Here is an 18,651-nt window from a genome sequence, read left to right as displayed (position 1 = left end):
CAGACTCAACCGCAGCTTTATTCCCGGTTTGGACGAGAACCCGCACGAAAAGCCTCACCGGAGAGAAATAATTCTCACGAACCTAACACTCGCAACGTCCCCGCCGATAAAGCCCCCATGTTCTCAAAGCCGAAATTCTCCGACGGAAGATTCTGCCCCCACTGCAACACCGAATCCCTGCACCGGTCTCACCGTCGCGGCTGGGACTGGTTCTTCCACTACCTTGCTCTGCGCCCCGTTCGCTGCACCTGCTGCTGCCAACGCTTCTACGCCCCCAGAACCGCGTACGGACCCCATATCCGCCCCCATACAGGACATTCGCGATAAACTAGAAGGGACATGATCCCTACCCTCGAATGGCTCCCCACCGGCGTTAACTTCCTCGACCAGACCAAGCTCCCCCTCGAGGAGACCTACGTCCTCGCCACCGACTACAAGCAGGTCGCCACCGTCATCCGCGACATGATCGTCCGCGGAGCACCAGCCATCGGCGTCTCTGCCGCCATGGGCATGGCCATCGGCATCGACCGCAGCACCGCGACCACCCTCCCCGCCCTCACCGAAGAAGTCGCCCTCATCGCCAAAACCCTCGCCGAGACCCGCCCCACCGCCGTCAACCTCTTCTGGGGCATCGACGAGATCCGCAATCTCTACAACGAGCTAGCCGCAAAAAACACCGCCATCCCGGAGATCAAATCCGCCGTCGTCGCCAAGGCACGCCGCATGTACGACGAGGACATCGCAGCCTGCAAGCAGATGGGCGCACACGGCGCATCGCTCCTCCCCAAAGAAGGCACCGTCCTCACTCACTGCAACGCCGGCGCCCTCGCCACCTGCGGCTACGGCTCAGCCCTCGGAGTCATCCGTGCCGCAATAGCCCGCGGCCACAAGATCGACGTCTTCGCCGACGAGACCCGTCCCTTCCTGCAAGGCGCCCGCCTCACCGCATGGGAGCTCATGAAGGACAACATCCCCACCACCGTCCTCTGCGACAACATGGCCGCATCCCTTATGCGCCAGGGCCGCATCCAGGCCGTCATCGTAGGCGCAGACCGAATCGCCGCCAACGGAGACGTAGCCAACAAGATCGGCACCTACGGCGTAGCCATCCTCGCCAAAGAACACAACATCCCCTTCTACGTCGCCGCCCCCTGGTCCACCCTCGATCTTCAAACCGCCACGGGCGACAGCATCCCCATAGAACAACGCGACGCCCGCGAGGTCACTCACTCCAACGGCAAGCAGATCACCCCCACGGCGTAGCCATCGAAAACCCAGCCTTCGACGTCACCCCCGCAAAGTACGTCACGGCCATCATCACAGAGCGCGGCGTCCTTCAAGCCCCCTACAACCAATCCATCCGCGCCATGTCGAAGCAAGTCGAACCCGAGCTAACAGCAGTCTAGTCAGCCACCTCACGTACCTAGAGCAGGCTCGTAGATTCTCTCGCGCATACACATTCCGGTTGTGTTCAACTATCTTTGAACACAACCGGAGAACCAATGCTGAGCAAGCTTCCCCTCCTGTTTCTATTTCCCTTCACGGCCCTGCTCTCACAAACCACTTCACAAGCGCCCCAGCCCACACAATCCGGCGTCACCCTGCGCGCCCGCACGCAGCTCGTAGTCGTAGACGTAGTCGTCACAGACAAGGGTCAGAACCCGGTCCGGAATCTGAAAGCCAGCGACTTCACACTACTGGAGAGCGGCCGCCCACAGCAGATCAAATCCTTCGAAGAGCACACCGGCCAGTCCGCGAAATCCCCTGTTGCAACCTTACCGGTCAATCCCCCCGGCATCTTCTCCAACTACTCGTCAGCTCTCACCAACGACGCGGTCAACGTGCTCCTCGTCGACACTCTCAACACGCCCGTCACAGACCAGATCTATCTCCACGATCAATTTCGCAAATACCTGAAGACCGCCAAACCCGGCGCCCCCATGGCAATCTTCGGCCTCACCACCAAGCTCCTGTTTCTGCAAAGCTTCACTTCAGATCCGGAACTTCTCAAAGCCGCTATCGACAAGAACATCAGCCACTCCCCTCTCATAGGCCGCGTTACTGGAGGCAACACCCTCCAATCTGCAGATGAAATGAGCGAGATCGTCGCGACGAGTGGGCTTGGTGCCGATCCTGCGCAGGCCGCTATGATGCAACAAGTCGTAGCAGACCTCAAACAGTTCGACGCGCAACAAACCTCCTTCCAGTCTCAACTCCGAGCCAAATACACCCTCGATGCCATCAATCAGCTCGCTCGCTACCTCTCCGGCATCCCGGGACGCAAAAATCTCATCTGGTTCTCGGGCTCTTTTCCACTCGACGTCCTCCCGGATGGCTCCATTAACGATCCATTCACGGTAGTAGCCAGCTCCGAGGCAGAGTACCGCGAGACCACAAACCTCCTCACCCGTGCTCAGGTCGCCGTCTATCCCATTGACGCCCGCGGAGCCACGACATCCCCCAACATGGACGTCTCGCAGTCCACCGCCATCTACGTCGACGACCCCAAACGCTTCAACGCCGACGAGGTCAAGTACCACCTGACAGCCGCCGCCGAAAACATGACCATGTTCCGTATGGCCGATGACAGTGGAGGCCACGCCTTCCTCAACACCAACGACCTCGTCGACGCGGTAAACAAAGCCACCGCCGCCGGCTCCCACTACTACACCCTCACCTACTCCCCTAATGACTCCAACTGGAATGGCAACTTCCGCAAGATCCAGGTCAAACTTCAGCAATCCGGTCTGAACCTCGCCTACCGTCACGGCTACTTCGCAGACGACCCAGACTCCCCCTAAAGCCTCATAATAAATCCGGCAAAGCCTCAGCCACCGCAGTCCCACCCGTGGATCCCATGCACGTCGCCATGATGCACGGCGCACCCGATTCCACCCAGATCACTCTCAAGGTCCGCGTTCTCCCCGCCAACAAAGCTCAAGAAACAGACGTGGCCAAAGGCAATACCCTCAATCCATCCTCGGAGATGAAAGGTCCCTATCGACGCTACGCCATCGATATCGCCGCCGACCCCTATACCATCCACATGGACCAGGCCTCCGATGGCAACCACCTCGCCGAGCTTCAATTCCTCACTTACGTCTACGATCAAAACGGCAGCCTCCTCAACATGGAAAACGACGCTGTCCGAGCCAATTTTCCACCCGGCCTCTACACCCAAATCCTGCACTCAGGTCTTCCTTATCACCAGGAGATCAGCGTCCCTCTTAAGGGCGATTTCTACCTTCGCATCGGCCTCCACGATCTCGTCACCAACCGCATCGGATCTCTCGAAGTCCCCATAGGTACCGTCAAAGACCTGCCCCTGCTCCCAACCTCCACCGACTCCAAACCACCCTCGGCACCCTCAGCAGAGAAGTAGCTCCCACCATCGATTTGCCGCGGTCAAAAACGCGCCCTTACCCCTCTGCGCCTCCATAAGACCCACTGCACAAAATGGCACCAAACCGTCTACACCCTTATCCTTATACGTAGACACATCCGCGTGAGACCTCCCATCTTCAATCCGCGTGCGCACTCTCTTCTACGCGGCAGCCTCCTCGTTCTCATCAGTCTCGCCGTCGCTCTCCTCCTCTCCGACTTCCCCCACAACCGCGCCACCCCACTCCTCATCCTCCCCGTCCTGTTCGCCATCGCCGGCACCGCCGACACCATCCGCTGCATGCAACGCCGCTGGAGCTTCTATCACGCCGGCGTCATCCTCTGCATCTACATGGACCTCATGGCCCTCTGCATGATTCTCTTCTTTCTCCTCTACCCCTACGCCCGCTGGATCGCATCCTCGCAATAACGAACTTCCTCGCGAAAACCCACCCCTGTTCACCCGATCAACCACCCACTCCATCCTCTAAAAATCCACTAGGTTATACTCGCCGCACCGGAACGAGCAGCGATCAAACGGTTCCCGGCACGATCAACCTTTAGGAGACTGACCTCATGTTCAAAGGATTCCGCGATTTCATCCTGCGTGGCAATGTCATTGATCTTGCTGTCGCCGTCATCATCGGAGCAGCATTCACGGCCATCGTCACCTCGTTAACTGAAAAAGTCATTGGTCCTCTTATCGGAGCCATCATAGGGAAGCCCACCTTCGGCTACCTGGTCGCACACGTCAACGGCGGAGAAATTCGCTACGGCGACTTCCTCACTGCCGTCATTAACTTCCTGATCCTCGCCGCCGTTGTCTACTTCTTCCTCGTCATTCCCACCCAATATCTCCTCAAGAAATTTCACCCCGCAGTAGTTGAACCACCCGCCACCAAAGCCTGCCCGCAGTGCCTTGGCGACATCCCCATAGCCGCCACTCGCTGCAAGTTCTGCACCCAGCCCGTATAACTCCGCTCGGCAAACGACATCGCGAGAACGGCCCAAAATCCGTCGTGGGCCGTTCTCGCGTCGTCAACAACCCATTGCTGTGACTTCCAATCAAGTCCAATAAGCGCAACAGAAAAGGGGTTCTCCTTCAACTGAAGAGAACCCCGAAGAAAAGATCATCCTAAAGATCAGCCCGCCCAACCCGGGGCGGCCAAGGATCTAACAGCCCAAACAGACTAGCGTTTATGCGCCACAACCAGCATGTTCTGCGACAGAACAAACCGAGTATCGCTCGTCTCAGCGGCAAGCAGAAGTCGATAGGGAAAAGTTCCAGCCTCCCACACCAGCCGTCGCCCCATACTCATGAGTCCGTGTGGAACCGGCTTATCCTCATAAGCCGCAACCTTCCAGAATCCGATCGTAGTCAACAGCTGGTTCGCAGAAGTAGGAGTGAAGCTCTGCTCATGCGTAAGGTCGCCGTAACGAACTCGCATTCCGAAGATGCCCTCCGCATTCGGAACATGAATGAGACATTTGCCCCCCGGACGCAGCACCCGAAAGACCTCGTCTAGAACCACGAACGCTTCGTCCCGCGTCAGGTGCTCCACGATATCCCAAAGCAGAACGACTCCCACCGACCCGCTCTCCGCGCCTTGCAGATAGTCCAAAAGTTCGCCCTGCGATATGCCGTCGATTCCAAGCTTGTGGGCAAGAGCCACCTGCTCTCCCGAAACATCGACGCCCGTGACCGAAGTAAACCCGTTCAGCCGCAGAACGTGGACGAATGCCCCGTGCCCGCACCCCAGGTCAAGGATCGGCGTGTCTTTATCAACCGCAAAGTGGCGACGAATGACTGGCTCTATGTATCGCCTTCGATCCGCAAACATCGTCTGGTTTTGAGAAGGAGCAGCTTTTGCCTGACCGCTCGTTACATAAGAGGAGTACAGACGGCTTCGCCACGTATCCTGGTTAACCACGAACACCTCGGAGTCTAGACTTTCCGCAAGTTTACCATGTTCAGAGAGTTAGCCGAGTCGTATCGGCCGCAAAGACCCCCTGCCAAATGTTCCCCTGAACGTCATTTTTCTGCTCTTGCTCGTCAGTCCCAGCCGCAGGACAACATCTCCGCTCTGATGCGAAAAGCAGTGCAAGGGTCGTCACACTCCTCGCGTTAATTTAAACTTCGCTGAGCATCAGCAAACCCACACATGCCAATCCAGTCCGCACCCCTTTTGCGATACCCTACCTCATAGTCCACAAACCACACCGAGGCCCACGACTTGACCCGTCTCCGCACCGTAGCCTGCCTGCTTCCTCTCGCTGCCCTCACGCTCGCCCAGTCCCCCACCCCCAGGTCTTCGGTTATCGCGACTTCTCGCAACAGGCAAAGTGGGACAAATCCTTCATGGCAGTCCCCGACGCTGCACTCGCCGGCCAGCACCTCAAAACCCTCACCTCCGCCCCCCACTGGGCCAGTTCGCCCGAGGACTACGCCACCGCCGTCTACGTCGCCGACAAGTTCAAAGCCGCCGGCCTCGAGACCCAGATCATCCCCTACAAAGTCCTCCTCACCAAACCCGTCAAAATCGTCATCGAAGCCTACGATGCCGACGGCAAAAATCATGTCCGGCCCCGCCCCCGAGCACGTCGACCCCAACAAATTCGGCGGCGACCCCTTCCAGGACGACCCTCGCATCCTTCCCGCCTTCAACGGCTCCTCTCCCTCCGGCGACGTCACCGCCGAGGTCGTCTACGCCAACTACGGCACCCTCGCCGACTTCCAACAGCTCGCCAAACTGGGCATTAGCGTCAAAGGCAAGATTGTCCTCGTCCGCTACGGCGAAAACTTCCGCGGCATCAAGACCTACATCGCCCAGCAGTACGGAGCCGTCGGCGTCCTCATCTACTCCGACCCCGCCGACGACGGCTACTTCCGCGGTGACATGTACCCCCGCGGACCCTACCGCCCCGAGACCGCTGTCCAGCGCGGCTCCATTCAATTCCTTCCTATCTACCCCGGCGATCCCACCACCCCCGGCGTTGCCTCCACCCTCGACCTACCCGACTCCAAACGCATCCCCGTCGACAAGCTTCAGAACAACCAGCCCAGCATCCCCACCAATCCGCTCTCCTACCACGACGCCGCGCCCATCCTCAAAGCCCTCGGCGGAGCCGAATCCCCACGCGACTGGCAGGGCGCACTTCCCTTCACCTATCACCTAGGAGCAGGCGGAACCCACAGCACTCCCCCAAAATCACCGTCCACATGCACCTCGACCAGGACATCGCCCTCCGCACCATCTGGGACGTAGAAGGCAAGATCGCGGGTACCGACAACTCCGACGACTGGGTCGTAGCCGGCAACCACCGCGACGCCTGGGTCTACGGCGCAGTCGACCCCAACTCCGGCACCGCCGCCATGCTCGAAACCGTCCACGGCCTCGGCGACCTCCTCAAACAAGGCTGGAAGCCTCAACGCACCATCGTCATCTGCAGCTGGGACGCCGAAGAAGAAGGCCTCATCGGCTCCACCGAGTGGGCCGAACAGCACGAAAGAGTCCTCGCCCACGCCGTCGCCTACTTCAACACCGACGTAGGCGTCGCCGGTCCCAACTTCGACGCCGCCGCCGTCCCCTCCCTCAAGCAATTTGTCCGCGAGGTCACCAAAGAAGTCCCCAGCCCCAAGGGCGGCACCGTCTACGACCAGTGGAAGGCCGACCAGGCCGCCCCCGCCCCCACCCGCCGCAGCCGTCGCCCCACCGAAACGACCGACTCCGACGTCCACATCGGCACCCTCGGCTCCGGCTCCGACTACACCCCCTTCATCCAGCACCTCGGCGTCCCCTCCACCGACATCGGCTCCGAAGGCCCCTATGGCGTCTATCACTCCGTCTTCGACAACTACAACTGGTTCACCAAATTCGCCGACCCTACCTTCGTCTATGAGCAGCAGCAGGCCCGCGTCTTCGGCCTCGAAATCCTCCACATGGCCGACGCCGACGTCCTCCCCTACGACTACCAGCTCTACGGCAAGGAGATCGTCGGTTACCTCGAAGCCGCGCAAAAACTAGCCACCACCAAAAACCTCACCCTCGACTTCGCCTCCGCCCTGGCCGCCGCCAACCGCTTCGCAGCCGCGGGCACCGCCATCCGCGCAACCCAATCCGCCCCCCGGCGAATCCCACCACCCTCAACCAGTCCCTGCGCAACGCCGAAGGCGCTCTCCTCAACCCCGAGGGCCTGCCCAAGCGCTCCTGGTACAAACACACCATCTACGCCCCGGGAGAGTTCACCGGCTACGCCGCCGTCGTAATCCCCGGCGTCAACGAGGGAATCGACGCACCCGACGCGACCCGAGCCCAGGCCCAGCTAGCCGCTCTCACCGCAGCCCTCAACCGCTCCGCAGCGATATTAGAGTCCGCCAAATAACCATCAACTCACCACAAACCACCATCCTCAACACCACTGACGTTAGACTCCGACCAACGGGAGGACCACCCGAAGGGGTACACAAGTCACGAAGTGACCGCCCTCCGCGCAGGAGGCCCGTCCAGCAGGACAGCAGTCTCAAACAAAACCATCCCCCAAAAGGTGTATCTTTCATTGCCGAAGTGGGATATCCCCATTTGGTCACCTGCCGCATGATTACTCTCAAGACGGTCAAAGCCGCCCAAAGGAGACTCCCCAATGGTCCATGATCTCGTTTTAGCTTTGGTATTTCTCGCAATGATAATTGCTCCTGCACTACTTGCCATGCGATCCGATAAACAGGAGAAAGATATTCTCTAGACTCACCCCTGTGCTGCCGCCCCACGGAGTAAGTTGTTGCCAGCCCACACCAACCCGCATCCTCCATCGCACCGCGGGCATGGCATTCAACTTCAGCGCTGACCAATTCGAGCCGTCCTTCGAGTCCAGCTCTGAATCACCCCTTGCCGCCCCGCAGCGCAGTCCGACTCGCCCCCGACGCAACAAACTCGCAGCCACCGCTACGAGCCAACCTAAACCGAACTCCTCCCCAAAAGATAAAGGCCGCCTCCAAACAATGGACGCGGCCTCCTTCATTTCCACCCAAGGGAATCTACCCCCGCAGAGCCATCTGCTCCGTCACAATCTGCGTCAGGTCCTGCTTATGCAGACCATGCTCCTTCGCATTGAACTCGTCCACCTTGCTCGACCAGTTCATGCTGCAGAACTTCGGCCCGCACATGCTGCAGAACGCCGCTTCCTTGTAGTAGTCATCTGGCAGCGTCTCATCGTGCATCCCCCGCGCCGTCTCCGGATCAAGCGATAACGCAAACTGCTTATCCCAATCGAACGTATACCGCGCATGCGAGATCGCATCATCCCGATCCCTCGCCCCCGGTCGATGCCGCGCCACATCCGCCGCATGAGCAGCAATCTTGTAAGCGATGATCCCGTCCTTCACATCTTTCTCATTCGGCAGCCCCAGGTGCTCCTTCGGAGTCACATAGCAAAGCATCGCCGCCCCATGCCACCCAATCATCGCCGCGCCAATCGCCGACGTAATGTGGTCATAGCCCGGAGCAATATCGGTCACCAGCGGCCCCAGCACATAGAAAGGAGCCCCATCGCAAAGCTCGACTTCCTTATCCACCTGAAGCTTGATCTGGTCCATCGGAATATGTCCCGGCCCCTCGATCATCACCTGCACATCGCTCTTCCAGGCCTGCCGCGTCAGCTCACCCAGAGTCTTCAACTCCGCAAACTGAGCCTCATCGCTCGCATCCGCCAGACATCCCGGCCGCAGCCCATCGCCGAGCGAGTAGCTCACGTCATACTTCGCCATCACCTTCGTAATCCGGTCAAAGTTCTCATACAAAAAGTTCTGCTTATGCTTCGAGGTCATCCACTGCGCCAGAATCGCCCCGCCCCGGCTCACAATACCGGTAATCCGCTTCGCCACCAACGGCACATACTCAATCAGTACGCCCGCATGAATCGTAAAGTAATCGACTCCCTGCTGCGCCTGCTCTTCAATCACCTCAAGGTAAAGATCAATATTCAGATCCTCCACCCGCTTCACCCGCGAGAGCGCCTCATACAGCGGCACCGTCCCAATCGGCACAGGGCTATGCCGCAAAATCTGCTCTCGAATCATCGGTATATCCCCACCTGTCGACAGATCCATCACCGTATCCGCGCCAAAGTGCACCGCCGTATGCAGCTTCCGCAGCTCCTCATCCACATTCGACACCAGCGCCGAGTTCCCGATATTCGCATTGATCTTGCACAGCGACTCCACGCCAATCGCCATCGGCTCCAGCTCCACGTGGTTGATATTCGCAGGGATGATCATCGTCCCCTTCGCCACCTCGCTCCGCACCAGCTCCGCCGCAATCTTCTCCCGCTGAGCGACATAAGCCATCTCCTCGGTAATCAAGCCCTTCCGCGCAAAGTGCATCTGGCTCATATTCGTGTCGCCAGTCCGCGCCGCCTCAGCCTTGCGCTTCACAATCCACTCCGCCCGCCCCGTCGGCACCTTGTAGTCGTTGCCGTGCGAATGCGCCCCATTACCGTTGCCGTTTGAAGCTGCGCCGTTCCCGTTTTCGCTCATGTCTCTCTCCTGCCCGTCTTCCACTGTTATCGAGTAAGTATACGATGCACGCGCCGCCGCCAGGGCGTCACCTCACCTCGTCGGCCCGGCTGATCTGCTCTCTAACGTAAAACCAGCGTCTCACCCCAACCACGCCTGCGCCCGCACCAAATCGGCGTTTTACACAACTCCCCACGGCCAACCATCTCCTCCTCCTGGCATCCAACCCACCAGAACGCAGAACGACCGTGAGCACCCCGGCTTGAACGTTCGCCGCTCTCACCCACACTTCACGCAACCTACAAGACGCCTTCCGCGCCTGCGAGACAACTCGCGACTTTTCAAAAAGGAGTACCACCATGAAGCTATTCTCAGAAAACATCGAAGACCTCCGCACCCTCTACATCGCCAACCTCAAGAAGGCGCTCGACATGGAGCAGAAGATCACCAAAGCACTCCCCACCATGATCGAGAAGTCCACCGATCCGCAGCTCGCCACCGCCTTCCGCAACCACCTCACCGAAACCCAGGGTCACGTCGCCAAAGTCGAAAGCATCCTCCGCGACGCCACCAACGGAAACGCAGACACCTCCACCTGCAAAGCTATCTCCGCCCTTATCTCCGAAGCCGAGGACAACATGAAGGACGCAGCCGACAGCAGCATCCGCGACATCACCCTCATCGCCTCCGCCCAGCAGGTCGAGCATCACGAGATCGCCGTCTACGGCACCCTCCGCACCTGGGCTGAACTCCTCGGCGACGACGACGCAGCCGACCTCCTCGACAGCATCCTCGACGAAGAGAAGAACGCCGACGAGCTCCTCTCCACCATCTCCGACAGCGTCAACACCACCGCCGCCGAGACCAAACCCGTCACCAGCACAGCAGTCTAGTCAACATGGATCGCAGTCCACCTGAAAAGCGGAGGCCAAGCCTCCGCTTTTCTTTAAGTTGCATCGGTACCTACTAGTTGGTAGTATCCCGCCGTGCAAGGTGATACCGCAGATCGAATCCTCGAATCCGCTCACGCTCTCCTCGCAGATCGCGGATATTCAGCATTCAGTTATGCGGACATCGCAGCGATGGTCAAAATTCGCAAGGCAAGCATTCATCACCACTTCCCCACCAAAGCGATCCTGGTCACCACCGTCCTCAAACAACATCGCAACGAGCTGGGCCTAGCCCTCAGAACCGTCACCCAGCGAATCGACAACCCACTCAAGCGCCTCGACGCCTACGTTCTCCATTGGGAGAAATGCATCCGCGAGAAAACTGAGCCCATCTGCATCGCCGCCCTGCTCGGCGCCGAACTTCCCTCGCTTCCCGACAAGGTGCAGCTTGAAGTCAAGCGTTACTTCCGCGACCTCAAAGAGTGGGTCAAGGAAACCCTGCAACAGGGCCACTCGAAAGGCATCATACGGCTGGAACAATCAGCATCCACTGAGGCCGAGACGTTCATAGCACTGATGCATGGAGCCATGATCTCCGCCCGGACCTACGGAACCAGCAAAGTCTACACATCGGTCATGCAGGGAGCCCTGCGCCGGCTCGACGCACAACTGTAAATCCAGACAAAGATGATCCAAAACAGAGAAATCTTTTCAGTTTGGCGTATTCTACCAACTAGTAGGTAGAATCTCTCTCTAACGAACCCCAACCCGAAAGGACCACCATGAAGTTCCCCTTCTTATCCGCCGCCGCTCTCGCGCTCCTCCTTCCCGCGGCAGCCACTCCCACCCCTGCACAGACCCCAACTCCAACCGCACCCGTTCACAACGTAATCCTCGTGCACGGTGCCTGGGCCAATGGCGCAAGCTGGTCCAAGGTCATCCCTCTGCTCGAGGCCAAAGGCCTGCACGTAGTCGCCGTGGAGCTTCCCCTTACTTCACTCGAAGACGATGTCGCCACCGTCAAACGGGCGCTCGCCCTTGAAGATGGCCCAGTTCTCCTCGTCGGCCACTCCTACGGCGGCGTCGTCATCACCGAAGCAGGCACAGATCCAAAGGTCTCCGGCCTGGTCTACGTCGCGGCCTTCGCCCCCAACGACAATGGTTCGATCAATCAGTTGAGCCAGGGGGCGCACCTCCTCCTGGAATTGCCGAGATCCGTCCCGACGCCCAGGGCTTTCTTAAGCTCACTCCAAAGGGCATCTCAGAGGACTTCGCTCAGGATCTCACTCCTGCAGAAAAGGCAGACCTCACCGCCACCCAGGGCCCAACCAACGCCAAGGTGCTGGGCGGCACCATCACCACCGCGGCATGGCATCAAAAGCCCTCCTGGTACGTTGTAGCCGCCAACGATCGCATGATCCCACCGGACGCAGAGCGCTTCATGGCCAAGGCGATTCATGCGGAGACCATCACCCTCCCTTCCAGCCACGTCGCCATGCTGTCGCATCCCGCACCCGTAGCGGCACTCATCGAGCAGGCCGCCGCGTCCACTGGATCCGCCAAATAACCATCTCCCACCGCAGGGCTGTGTCGCAACTCACGCGAGTCAGCCCTGCAAAAATCACCCCTTAGCCCCACCAACATCTCCACGATCCTGCGCCAACATCGAAGTGACATAGTGGTTGACAATCGCATTGTCGAATTCGCCTCGTCACCGGAGCCAGAAAACAGCCGTCACCACTGCGACCGTCACCCTTTCAGCGATCGAGCCTCAACTCCAACTCCCAGGTCTGCCCCACCAGGTCCTTCCCAAAACTCCGGTGTCTCTCTTCCTTTACCAAGCGAAATCCTGCCCTCTCGTAGATGCGATGAGCCCCGGTAAGAATGCTCTGGGTCCACAGTACAACCCTCCGGTAACCCGCACTCTCCGCAAACCCGACACACTCCCCAACCAAAGCATCTCCCAATCCCATACCCCGCGCGCTCTGTTCCACGAACAGCAACCGAAGCTTCGCCGTATCCGGCTCACTCGGATGCTTCACCAGGAAGATGTGCCCCACACTCTTCCCAGCAACCTCGGCAATCCAGCACCGCTCTCGCAGCGGATCAAAATTTGCCACAAAATCACTTACAATCCCCGCAACGAGAGCCTCAAATGTCTCATCCCACCCATACTGCTCCGCATAACCAGCTCCCTCTTGGCGCACCACTAGACTCATGTCCTCTACGCGATGCGGACGCAAAACATAGGGTACGGTGCCACGATCACTCTTCAACAAATCTCCTCCACGACCCGTTCCTCAGCCCAGTGCGATCTTCTTCCCGTCGGGAGCGTCGAAGTTGGTACGCGGGCCCTCTCAAGCGACCCTACCTCAACGTTCGTACCCAGGAGAACAGGTACTCCTCCAGAACCTTCGACATCTATCGGAAGACGGCAAAATCCTGTCAAGCCCCGATGACGCGAAAACCCGCGTCCAGCGCACCTTTTGTCGTGGCGTATTACCCATATGAAACGTCTACAATAGGAGCAGGGAGAAAATGGATAGCATGAGTCTCAAAAAACAATCTTTACCGTCATAAGTGCATGAAAATAAGTATTTTGTACGTAACCCCTTTCGATGAGAAATTTTACGGGTATATATACCCCTGTAAGCTAGTCATTCTAAAACAAGTTCCGCGCAAGATACCTTGCGGGGAGGGGGTACCTAACCCATCAGGTTGGACTACCCAAACCGAACCCGCGAACGTAGACTGAGAGACGAAGAACATGGCAAACGCAACCCACAAGAGCCCGATGAAATTCATCGTCGCCACAGTAATCATCGTGGCCACTATCGCGTATCTCTCGTTCACCGGCGGACGCGACAATAAGAGCTACTACGTCACCATTGGCGAGCTTCAGGGGATGGGCAACAAAGCCTACGTCCGCCACCTCCGCGTCGCGGGTAACGTTGCCCCCGGCAGCATCCACCGAGTGGGCACCAGCGCCACCTTCGACCTCCTCGAACAGGGCCGCAAACTCACCGTGGTCTACCAGGGTTCCGAGCCGCCCCCCGACACGTTCAAGGACGACGCACAGGCCCTTGCCGTCGGCACCTACGGACACGACGGCGTCTTCCACGCCACCCAGCTCCAGGCCAAATGCGCCTCCAAATACGCCCCAGCGCCGACCTCGGCAACCCCTGCCACCACCGCCGCCGCAACCATCCCCGCAACTCGCTAACCGTCGCGCCCGAAAAATATGACGCAGACGGTAGAGACAACCCGCAGCAGTCCGACTCCATCCACTGCCGGCAGCGACTGCATCTCGCTCGACTCTGTCTCCAAGATCTACGGGTCCTTCGCCGCCCTCCGTAACGTAACCACCAGCTTCTGCACTGGCTCCTGCACCATCATCCTGGGCGAAAACGGCGCAGGCAAATCCACCCTCCTCCGCATCATCGCCGGCCTCATCACGCCCACACGCGGCAGCGTCACCGTCTTCTCCGACTCCCCGCACCAGCAACGCCGCCGCATCGCCTACATGAGCCACTCCCCCATGCTCTACGACGAGCTCACCGCCATCGAGAACCTGAACTACTTCTCCTCTCTCCATCGCGATGGAGGCTGCGCCTGCGTGGGCAATCCCGAGATGGCCCTCCGCGCAGTGGGCCTCGATCCCGAGCTCAATCGTCCCGTAGGCCAGTATTCCCAGGGCATGCGCCAGCGCACCTCCCTCGCCCGCGTCCTCCAGACCGATCCCGAGATCATCCTCCTCGACGAGCCCTTCTCCAACCTCGACGCCGCCTCCGCGCGCCACATGGTCGAACTCCTGGCCGACTTCCGCACCTGGCCCGTAGCACCAGTCAACGGTGCCGCTGGCGCCCGCACCATCCTGCTCACCACCCACCAATCCGCCCTCGTCGAACCCATCGCCGACCGCACCCTGACCATGCGCAACGGCCAGATCCTGGACGCTCAGGACTCCCCAGCCGAGGCCGCGGGGTGAAGACGCCTGCCCCATCCAAGACCAACGCTGCCCGCCTCCTCGACACCCTGGGCATCCCCTACGAACTCCGCCCCTACGTGGTCGATCCCGAAGACCTCACCGCCATCTCTGTAGCCCGCAAGATAGGCCTCCCCCGAGCAGGTCTTCAAAACCCTCCTGGCCCACGCCAACACAGGCGAACACATCTTCGCGGTCATTCCCGGCGACGCCGAACTCGACCTCAAGAAACTAGCCCACGCCGCCGGAGCAAAAAAGCTGAACTAGCCTCTCTCAAAGAAGTCGAACCGCTCACCGGCTACATCCGCGGCGGAGTCACGGTCATGGGAGCCAGGAAGCCCTTCCCAGCCTTCGCCGACGAGACCATCGAACTCTTCGACCAGATCTCAGTCTCCGCAGGCCAGCGAGGCCTCCAGCTCCTCCTCGCTCCCGCCGACTACCTCCGCGCCGCCAACGCGACCCTCGCCGACCTCACCAAAGGTCCCACGCCGGAATGAAGTACCTCCAGCACGTCCTCGACCACCTCCGCAAAGACCTCCGTCTCGAATGGAGATCTCGCGATTCCATCAATGGGATGCTCTTCTTCTCCCTCCTGGTAGTCGTCGTCTTCGGCCTCGCCTTCGACCCCACCAGCTATCCCACAATGGCCCGCCAGATCTCCGGCGGCATCCTCTGGGTAGCCCTCCTCTTCGCCTCCATCACTGCCCTCAACCAATCCTGGACTCGCGAGCAACGCAACAACGTTCTCGAAGCCCAGCGCATGGCTCCCTCCCCCGCCTCGGCCCTCTTCCTGGGCAAAGCACTCGCCAACATGCTCTTCGTTCTTGTGGTCGAGGCGGTACTGGCCCCCATCTTCATCGTATTTTTCAACCTCCACGCGCTTGGCAACGTCTGGCTCCTCGCTCTTATCCTGCCGCTGGGAACCTGGGCGCTCGTAGTCAACGGCACCTTCTTCGCTGCCCTCGGACTTCGCGCCCGCAACCGTGAACTACTCCTGCCGTTACTCCTTCTGCCAATCTCCCTCCCCGCCCTCCTGGCAATGGTTCAGGCCACCACCGGCGTCCTCACCGCAGATCTCGACCCAATCCAGATCAACACCTGGATCAAGCAGCTCCTCGGCTACGACATCATCTTCACCACGGTCTGCATTCTGCTCTTCGAGACTGTTCTCAACGCCGAATGACCCATTCGAGATAAACTAGGTCTATGGAGCAGCGTACCCCCACTCTCCGCGGCGTCGCCTGGCTCTGGTTTGGAATCAGCGTCGCTGTGCTCGCGACCGGCTTCCGACAGGCCATCTTCCTCGTCCCCACGGATGCGGCACAGGGCAACGTCGGTCGCATCTTCTACTACCACGTTCCCATCGCGATGTTGAGCCTGATCTTTCCGTACATCAACTTCGCGGCCTCCCTCTTCTACCTCTACTGGCGACGTCGCGATCCACTCAAGGCCCTCACCGCAGATGCCCTGGCTCTTACCACTGCGGAAGTGACCGTCGTCTACTCCAGCATCTGCCTGCTCACGGGTATGCTCTGGGCCCGCGCCACGTGGGGCATCTGGTGGACCTGGGATCCACGCCTTACCAGCATGCTGCTGCTGTGGCTGCTCTATGTCAGCTACCTCATGCTGCGCCGCTTTTCCTCTACCGGCCAGACCCACACACTAGCCGCGGTCCTCTCCGTCTTTGCCGCAGTAGACGTTCCCATCGTCTACATGTCCATTCGGTGGTGGCGCACCCAGCATCCTGCACCGGTATTCGGCGGTGGACCTGACTCGGGCGTCGATCCGTCCATGCTCCCTGCTTTTTACTGGAACCTCGCTGGCTGGACCGTTTGGGGCGTCTGTATCGTTCTCTTCCGTTTCGCCCTCGAGCGTCGTCGCCAGCTTGCCGAGCAGGAAGCCGCGCTGAAAGCCATCGAAGCTTCTCTGGAGATCCCGCAATGACTTGGCGTTCTTTCTTCGATATGAGCACCATGCCTCACCGGCATCTGCTCTTCGCTTATGTGACTGTTTGGGTTATTCAGGGAGGATATTTCGCATGGACTGCCTGGAACTGGGTCCACGTGCGGGGTGGCCGCCGCTAAAAATCAACGAAGCCGCAGGGGGACCGCAGCTTCGTTGTCCGAGTAGGAATTGCACGTGATGCTGCAAATCGACCTTCGATGATCAGCATCGACAACATAAACACCAGGTGGCATCCAGAAGTTTCTCGGAAACAGCAAAAAAATCCCTACCGCACCTCCTCTTGCCGCCCTTGGAACACCTCGATAGACTCCGAACAGTGCCCACGCCCCACCTCTCTCCCTTCCGTTTCATTATCGTCGCAGCATTCGCATTCCTCCTCGGCCTCTCCGGCTGCCGCAGGAGCAGCTTCCCCGACGTTCCAGCCGGGTATCGGGAGTACGCCTACATCAGCAACGGGGGATCGAATACAGTCACCGTGCTTGATCTCGTCTACCTTCGTCAGGATCGCACGCTACAGGTAGGCGCCAATCCAATTAACCTGGCTGTCAACCCGGCTCGAAATGAGATCTACGTCGCCAACGTTCAATCAGGCACCATCTCTGTGATCGACGCCGAGGCAAATCGCGTTGCGGCGACGATTTCAGTTCACCGCCAACCGTACTTCATCACGGTCGACCCTACTGGCCACCGGGCCTACGTCGCCAACTACGGCTCCAACAGCGTGAGTATCCTTGATCTGGATCGTCGACGTGAAGTCTTCGTCGCAGGAGCTGGCGAGCAACCCGTCCAGGCGCACGTATCGCCGGATGGCCGCACCCTGGTGGTCACGAATCATGGCAGCGGCAGCGTGTCTCTCTTCGATGCAATTCCGTACGACCCTGCAATGCCGTCATCTGGAGCGACCATACATCTTCGTTCGACATATTCCGGCTGTCCGGGAGCCTCGGACACTGTGATTCTGCCCGACTCCTCGAAGGCGTTCGTGGCCTGCTCTTCTGGACACCAGGTGATGGCAGTAGGTCTTGCGGCAGCGCCTGGATCATGGGCAGCTAAACAAAATCCTTCGCTTACATCGGACCATATGCTGGCCTTGCTTGATGTTGGGAAGACGCCGGTTCATCTTGCGATGAAGCCGGATGGCGGGGAGATTTTTGTTTCAAACTTCGATTCGGACAGCTTCTCTGAGATCGCTACTTGGACCAATGAAGTAGGGGGAACTTACGCCATTGGAAACAGGCCAGTTCGTGGAATTGTTAGCGGTGACAACAGCATGCTGTGGATCGCGAATTCGGGAGCAGATTCTATAGGGCTTTACAGTGTTGACGATGGGAAGCTGGCCGGCAGTGTTCGTACGGGCTCCGGGCCAGATGCGCTTGCATTTTCGGAGGATGAGCATCTTTTGCTGGCTGCGGATACGCATTCCGGCGACGTTGCGGTGATTCGGACAGCTGGGAAACAAGGACCTGCACTTTTTACCATTCTTCCGGCTGGAATCTCTCCAAACTCGATTGCGATTAAAGCGATTCGAGCAAAATAGTTTTTCAAAAAAATTGGCGTGGTGGGCGACTAGATCTCTGTTCTTTTGCTGGGTTTTTGAGGGGTGTTTTGGAAAATGCGCGTGTTTGATCGTGGTTTTTTGGTGGTGCGATCGTGGTGAAATGCGTGGTAAAGATGGAGTGCTGACAGCGTACTTTTCGCCGCCGAAAAATACGCCATGTTTTCCAACTATTTTTTGAAGGGGCCAGCTTTTCTGCAGACTCGCCCTTCGTGGGGATTTGCCGCTTTTAGCAAAGGTGCAAAAGCAGATTCCTCCGCTGCGCTGCGGAATGACAACAAAGGGACAGGCAACAACAAAAGCAAAAAGGGACAGGCTACAACAAAGCAAAAGGAAGGGTTCCCAGAGGGTTGCTTTGCGAACT

General features: G+C 59.0%; 19 protein-coding genes and 3 pseudogenes. 17 read left to right on the top strand and 5 right to left on the bottom strand.

The window, feature by feature from the left end; genetic code table 11:
• Positions 1 to 339 precede the first annotated feature (339 nt).
• The 5 genes and pseudogenes from mtnA (at position 340) to mscL (ending at position 4,356) form a co-directional block, all read left to right on the top strand.
• Positions 340 to 1,406: pseudogene (mtnA, locus tag RBB80_RS17145) on the top strand (S-methyl-5-thioribose-1-phosphate isomerase).
• A 96-nt stretch (positions 1,407 to 1,502) separates the two neighbouring features.
• The gene (locus RBB80_RS17140) at positions 1,503 to 2,801 is read left to right on the top strand and encodes a VWA domain-containing protein (RefSeq protein ID WP_433963711.1); all 1,299 of its coding nucleotides are present in this window, start codon (positions 1,503 to 1,505) and stop codon (positions 2,799 to 2,801) included.
• Between the two features lie 56 nt (positions 2,802 to 2,857).
• On the top strand, positions 2,858 to 3,382 hold the full coding sequence (locus RBB80_RS17135) for a hypothetical protein (protein WP_433963710.1): 525 nt from the start codon (positions 2,858 to 2,860) through the stop codon (positions 3,380 to 3,382).
• 123 nt (positions 3,383 to 3,505) lie between these two features.
• On the top strand, positions 3,506 to 3,811 hold the full coding sequence (locus RBB80_RS17130) for a permease (protein ID WP_433963709.1): 306 nt from the start codon (positions 3,506 to 3,508) through the stop codon (positions 3,809 to 3,811).
• A 146-nt stretch (positions 3,812 to 3,957) separates the two neighbouring features.
• Positions 3,958 to 4,356, top strand: a complete 399-nt coding sequence (gene mscL, locus RBB80_RS17125) for a large conductance mechanosensitive channel protein MscL (RefSeq protein WP_433963708.1) — start codon at positions 3,958 to 3,960, stop codon at positions 4,354 to 4,356.
• A gap of 215 nt (positions 4,357 to 4,571) precedes the next feature.
• On the opposite strand, the gene RBB80_RS17120 is transcribed toward mscL, so the two are convergent.
• Positions 4,572 to 5,312 (bottom strand): class I SAM-dependent methyltransferase, encoded by a 741-nt coding sequence (locus RBB80_RS17120; RefSeq protein ID WP_433963707.1) that lies wholly within the window; start codon positions 5,310 to 5,312, stop codon positions 4,572 to 4,574.
• Positions 5,313 to 5,506: 194 nt separating this feature from the next.
• Positions 5,507 to 5,959: a hypothetical protein gene (locus tag RBB80_RS17115; RefSeq protein ID WP_433963706.1), complete on the bottom strand. Its 453-nt coding sequence runs from the start codon at positions 5,957 to 5,959 to the stop codon at positions 5,507 to 5,509.
• Between RBB80_RS17115 and RBB80_RS17110 the strand changes: the two genes are divergently transcribed.
• From RBB80_RS17110 to RBB80_RS17100, 3 genes are read left to right on the top strand one after another with little or no spacing between them, the layout of a single operon-like run.
• Complete coding sequence (locus tag RBB80_RS17110) at positions 5,940 to 6,647, top strand: PA domain-containing protein (RefSeq protein WP_433963705.1); 708 nt, start codon at positions 5,940 to 5,942, stop codon at positions 6,645 to 6,647. The genes RBB80_RS17115 and RBB80_RS17110 overlap by 20 nt on opposite strands.
• Complete coding sequence (locus RBB80_RS17105; RefSeq protein WP_433963704.1) at positions 6,602 to 7,648, top strand: M28 family peptidase; 1,047 nt, start codon at positions 6,602 to 6,604, stop codon at positions 7,646 to 7,648. The genes RBB80_RS17110 and RBB80_RS17105 overlap by 46 nt, the downstream gene beginning before the upstream one ends.
• Positions 7,576 to 7,764, top strand: a complete 189-nt coding sequence (locus RBB80_RS17100; protein WP_433969722.1) for a transferrin receptor-like dimerization domain-containing protein — start codon at positions 7,576 to 7,578, stop codon at positions 7,762 to 7,764. Before RBB80_RS17105 ends, RBB80_RS17100 begins: the two co-directional genes overlap by 73 nt.
• Before the next feature lie 315 nt (positions 7,765 to 8,079).
• Here the strand turns inward: RBB80_RS17100 and RBB80_RS17095 are convergent, their stop codons facing one another.
• Both RBB80_RS17095 and thiC read right to left on the bottom strand, forming a co-directional pair.
• Positions 8,080 to 8,400: a hypothetical protein gene (locus RBB80_RS17095; RefSeq protein ID WP_433963703.1), complete on the bottom strand. Its 321-nt coding sequence runs from the start codon at positions 8,398 to 8,400 to the stop codon at positions 8,080 to 8,082.
• Between the two features lie 16 nt (positions 8,401 to 8,416).
• Positions 8,417 to 9,913, bottom strand: coding sequence for a phosphomethylpyrimidine synthase ThiC (thiC, locus tag RBB80_RS17090; RefSeq protein ID WP_433963702.1), 1,497 nt, complete (start codon positions 9,911 to 9,913; stop codon positions 8,417 to 8,419).
• A 338-nt stretch (positions 9,914 to 10,251) separates the two neighbouring features.
• On the opposite strand from thiC, the gene RBB80_RS17085 reads away from it, so the two are divergent.
• The 3 genes and pseudogenes from RBB80_RS17085 to RBB80_RS17075 all read left to right on the top strand — a co-directional run bounded on the left by RBB80_RS17085 (position 10,252) and on the right by RBB80_RS17075 (position 12,349).
• Positions 10,252 to 10,785: a ferritin-like domain-containing protein gene (locus RBB80_RS17085; RefSeq protein ID WP_433963701.1), complete on the top strand. Its 534-nt coding sequence runs from the start codon at positions 10,252 to 10,254 to the stop codon at positions 10,783 to 10,785.
• Between the two features lie 93 nt (positions 10,786 to 10,878).
• Positions 10,879 to 11,457: a TetR/AcrR family transcriptional regulator gene (locus RBB80_RS17080; protein WP_433963700.1), complete on the top strand. Its 579-nt coding sequence runs from the start codon at positions 10,879 to 10,881 to the stop codon at positions 11,455 to 11,457.
• Between the two features lie 107 nt (positions 11,458 to 11,564).
• Positions 11,565 to 12,349, top strand: a pseudogene (locus tag RBB80_RS17075) (alpha/beta fold hydrolase).
• A gap of 190 nt (positions 12,350 to 12,539) precedes the next feature.
• Here the strand turns inward: RBB80_RS17075 and RBB80_RS17070 are convergent.
• Positions 12,540 to 13,058: a GNAT family N-acetyltransferase gene (locus tag RBB80_RS17070; protein ID WP_433963699.1), complete on the bottom strand. Its 519-nt coding sequence runs from the start codon at positions 13,056 to 13,058 to the stop codon at positions 12,540 to 12,542.
• Between the two features lie 491 nt (positions 13,059 to 13,549).
• Here RBB80_RS17070 and RBB80_RS17065 point away from each other — a divergent pair, with 491 nt between their 5' ends.
• From RBB80_RS17065 to RBB80_RS17040, 6 genes and pseudogenes are all read left to right on the top strand, one after another.
• Positions 13,550 to 14,005, top strand: a complete 456-nt coding sequence (locus RBB80_RS17065; RefSeq protein ID WP_433963698.1) for a cytochrome c maturation protein CcmE — start codon at positions 13,550 to 13,552, stop codon at positions 14,003 to 14,005.
• A gap of 18 nt (positions 14,006 to 14,023) precedes the next feature.
• A complete protein-coding gene (locus RBB80_RS17060; RefSeq protein ID WP_433963697.1) occupies positions 14,024 to 14,770 on the top strand; it encodes an ABC transporter ATP-binding protein in 747 nt (248 codons plus the stop codon).
• Positions 14,767 to 15,264, top strand: a pseudogene (gene ybaK / locus RBB80_RS17055) (Cys-tRNA(Pro) deacylase). Before RBB80_RS17060 ends, ybaK begins: the two are co-directional and overlap by 4 nt.
• On the top strand, positions 15,261 to 15,950 hold the full coding sequence (locus RBB80_RS17050; protein ID WP_433963696.1) for a heme exporter protein CcmB: 690 nt from the start codon (positions 15,261 to 15,263) through the stop codon (positions 15,948 to 15,950). The pseudogene ybaK and the gene RBB80_RS17050 overlap by 4 nt, the downstream one beginning before the upstream one ends.
• A 23-nt stretch (positions 15,951 to 15,973) precedes the next feature.
• Positions 15,974 to 16,711, top strand: a complete 738-nt coding sequence (gene ccsA, locus RBB80_RS17045) for a cytochrome c biogenesis protein CcsA (RefSeq protein WP_433963695.1) — start codon at positions 15,974 to 15,976, stop codon at positions 16,709 to 16,711.
• A gap of 337 nt (positions 16,712 to 17,048) precedes the next feature.
• A complete protein-coding gene (locus tag RBB80_RS17040) occupies positions 17,049 to 18,269 on the top strand; it encodes a YncE family protein (RefSeq protein WP_433963694.1) in 1,221 nt (406 codons plus the stop codon).
• Positions 18,270 to 18,651: the final 382 nt, after the last annotated feature.

The organism is Tunturiibacter gelidiferens (assembly GCF_051013345.1).
GTDB lineage: Bacteria > Acidobacteriota > Terriglobia > Terriglobales > Acidobacteriaceae > Edaphobacter > Edaphobacter gelidiferens_A.
Note: the sequence above shows the minus strand (reverse complement) of the source record. Positions and strands in the feature narration are given on the sequence as shown.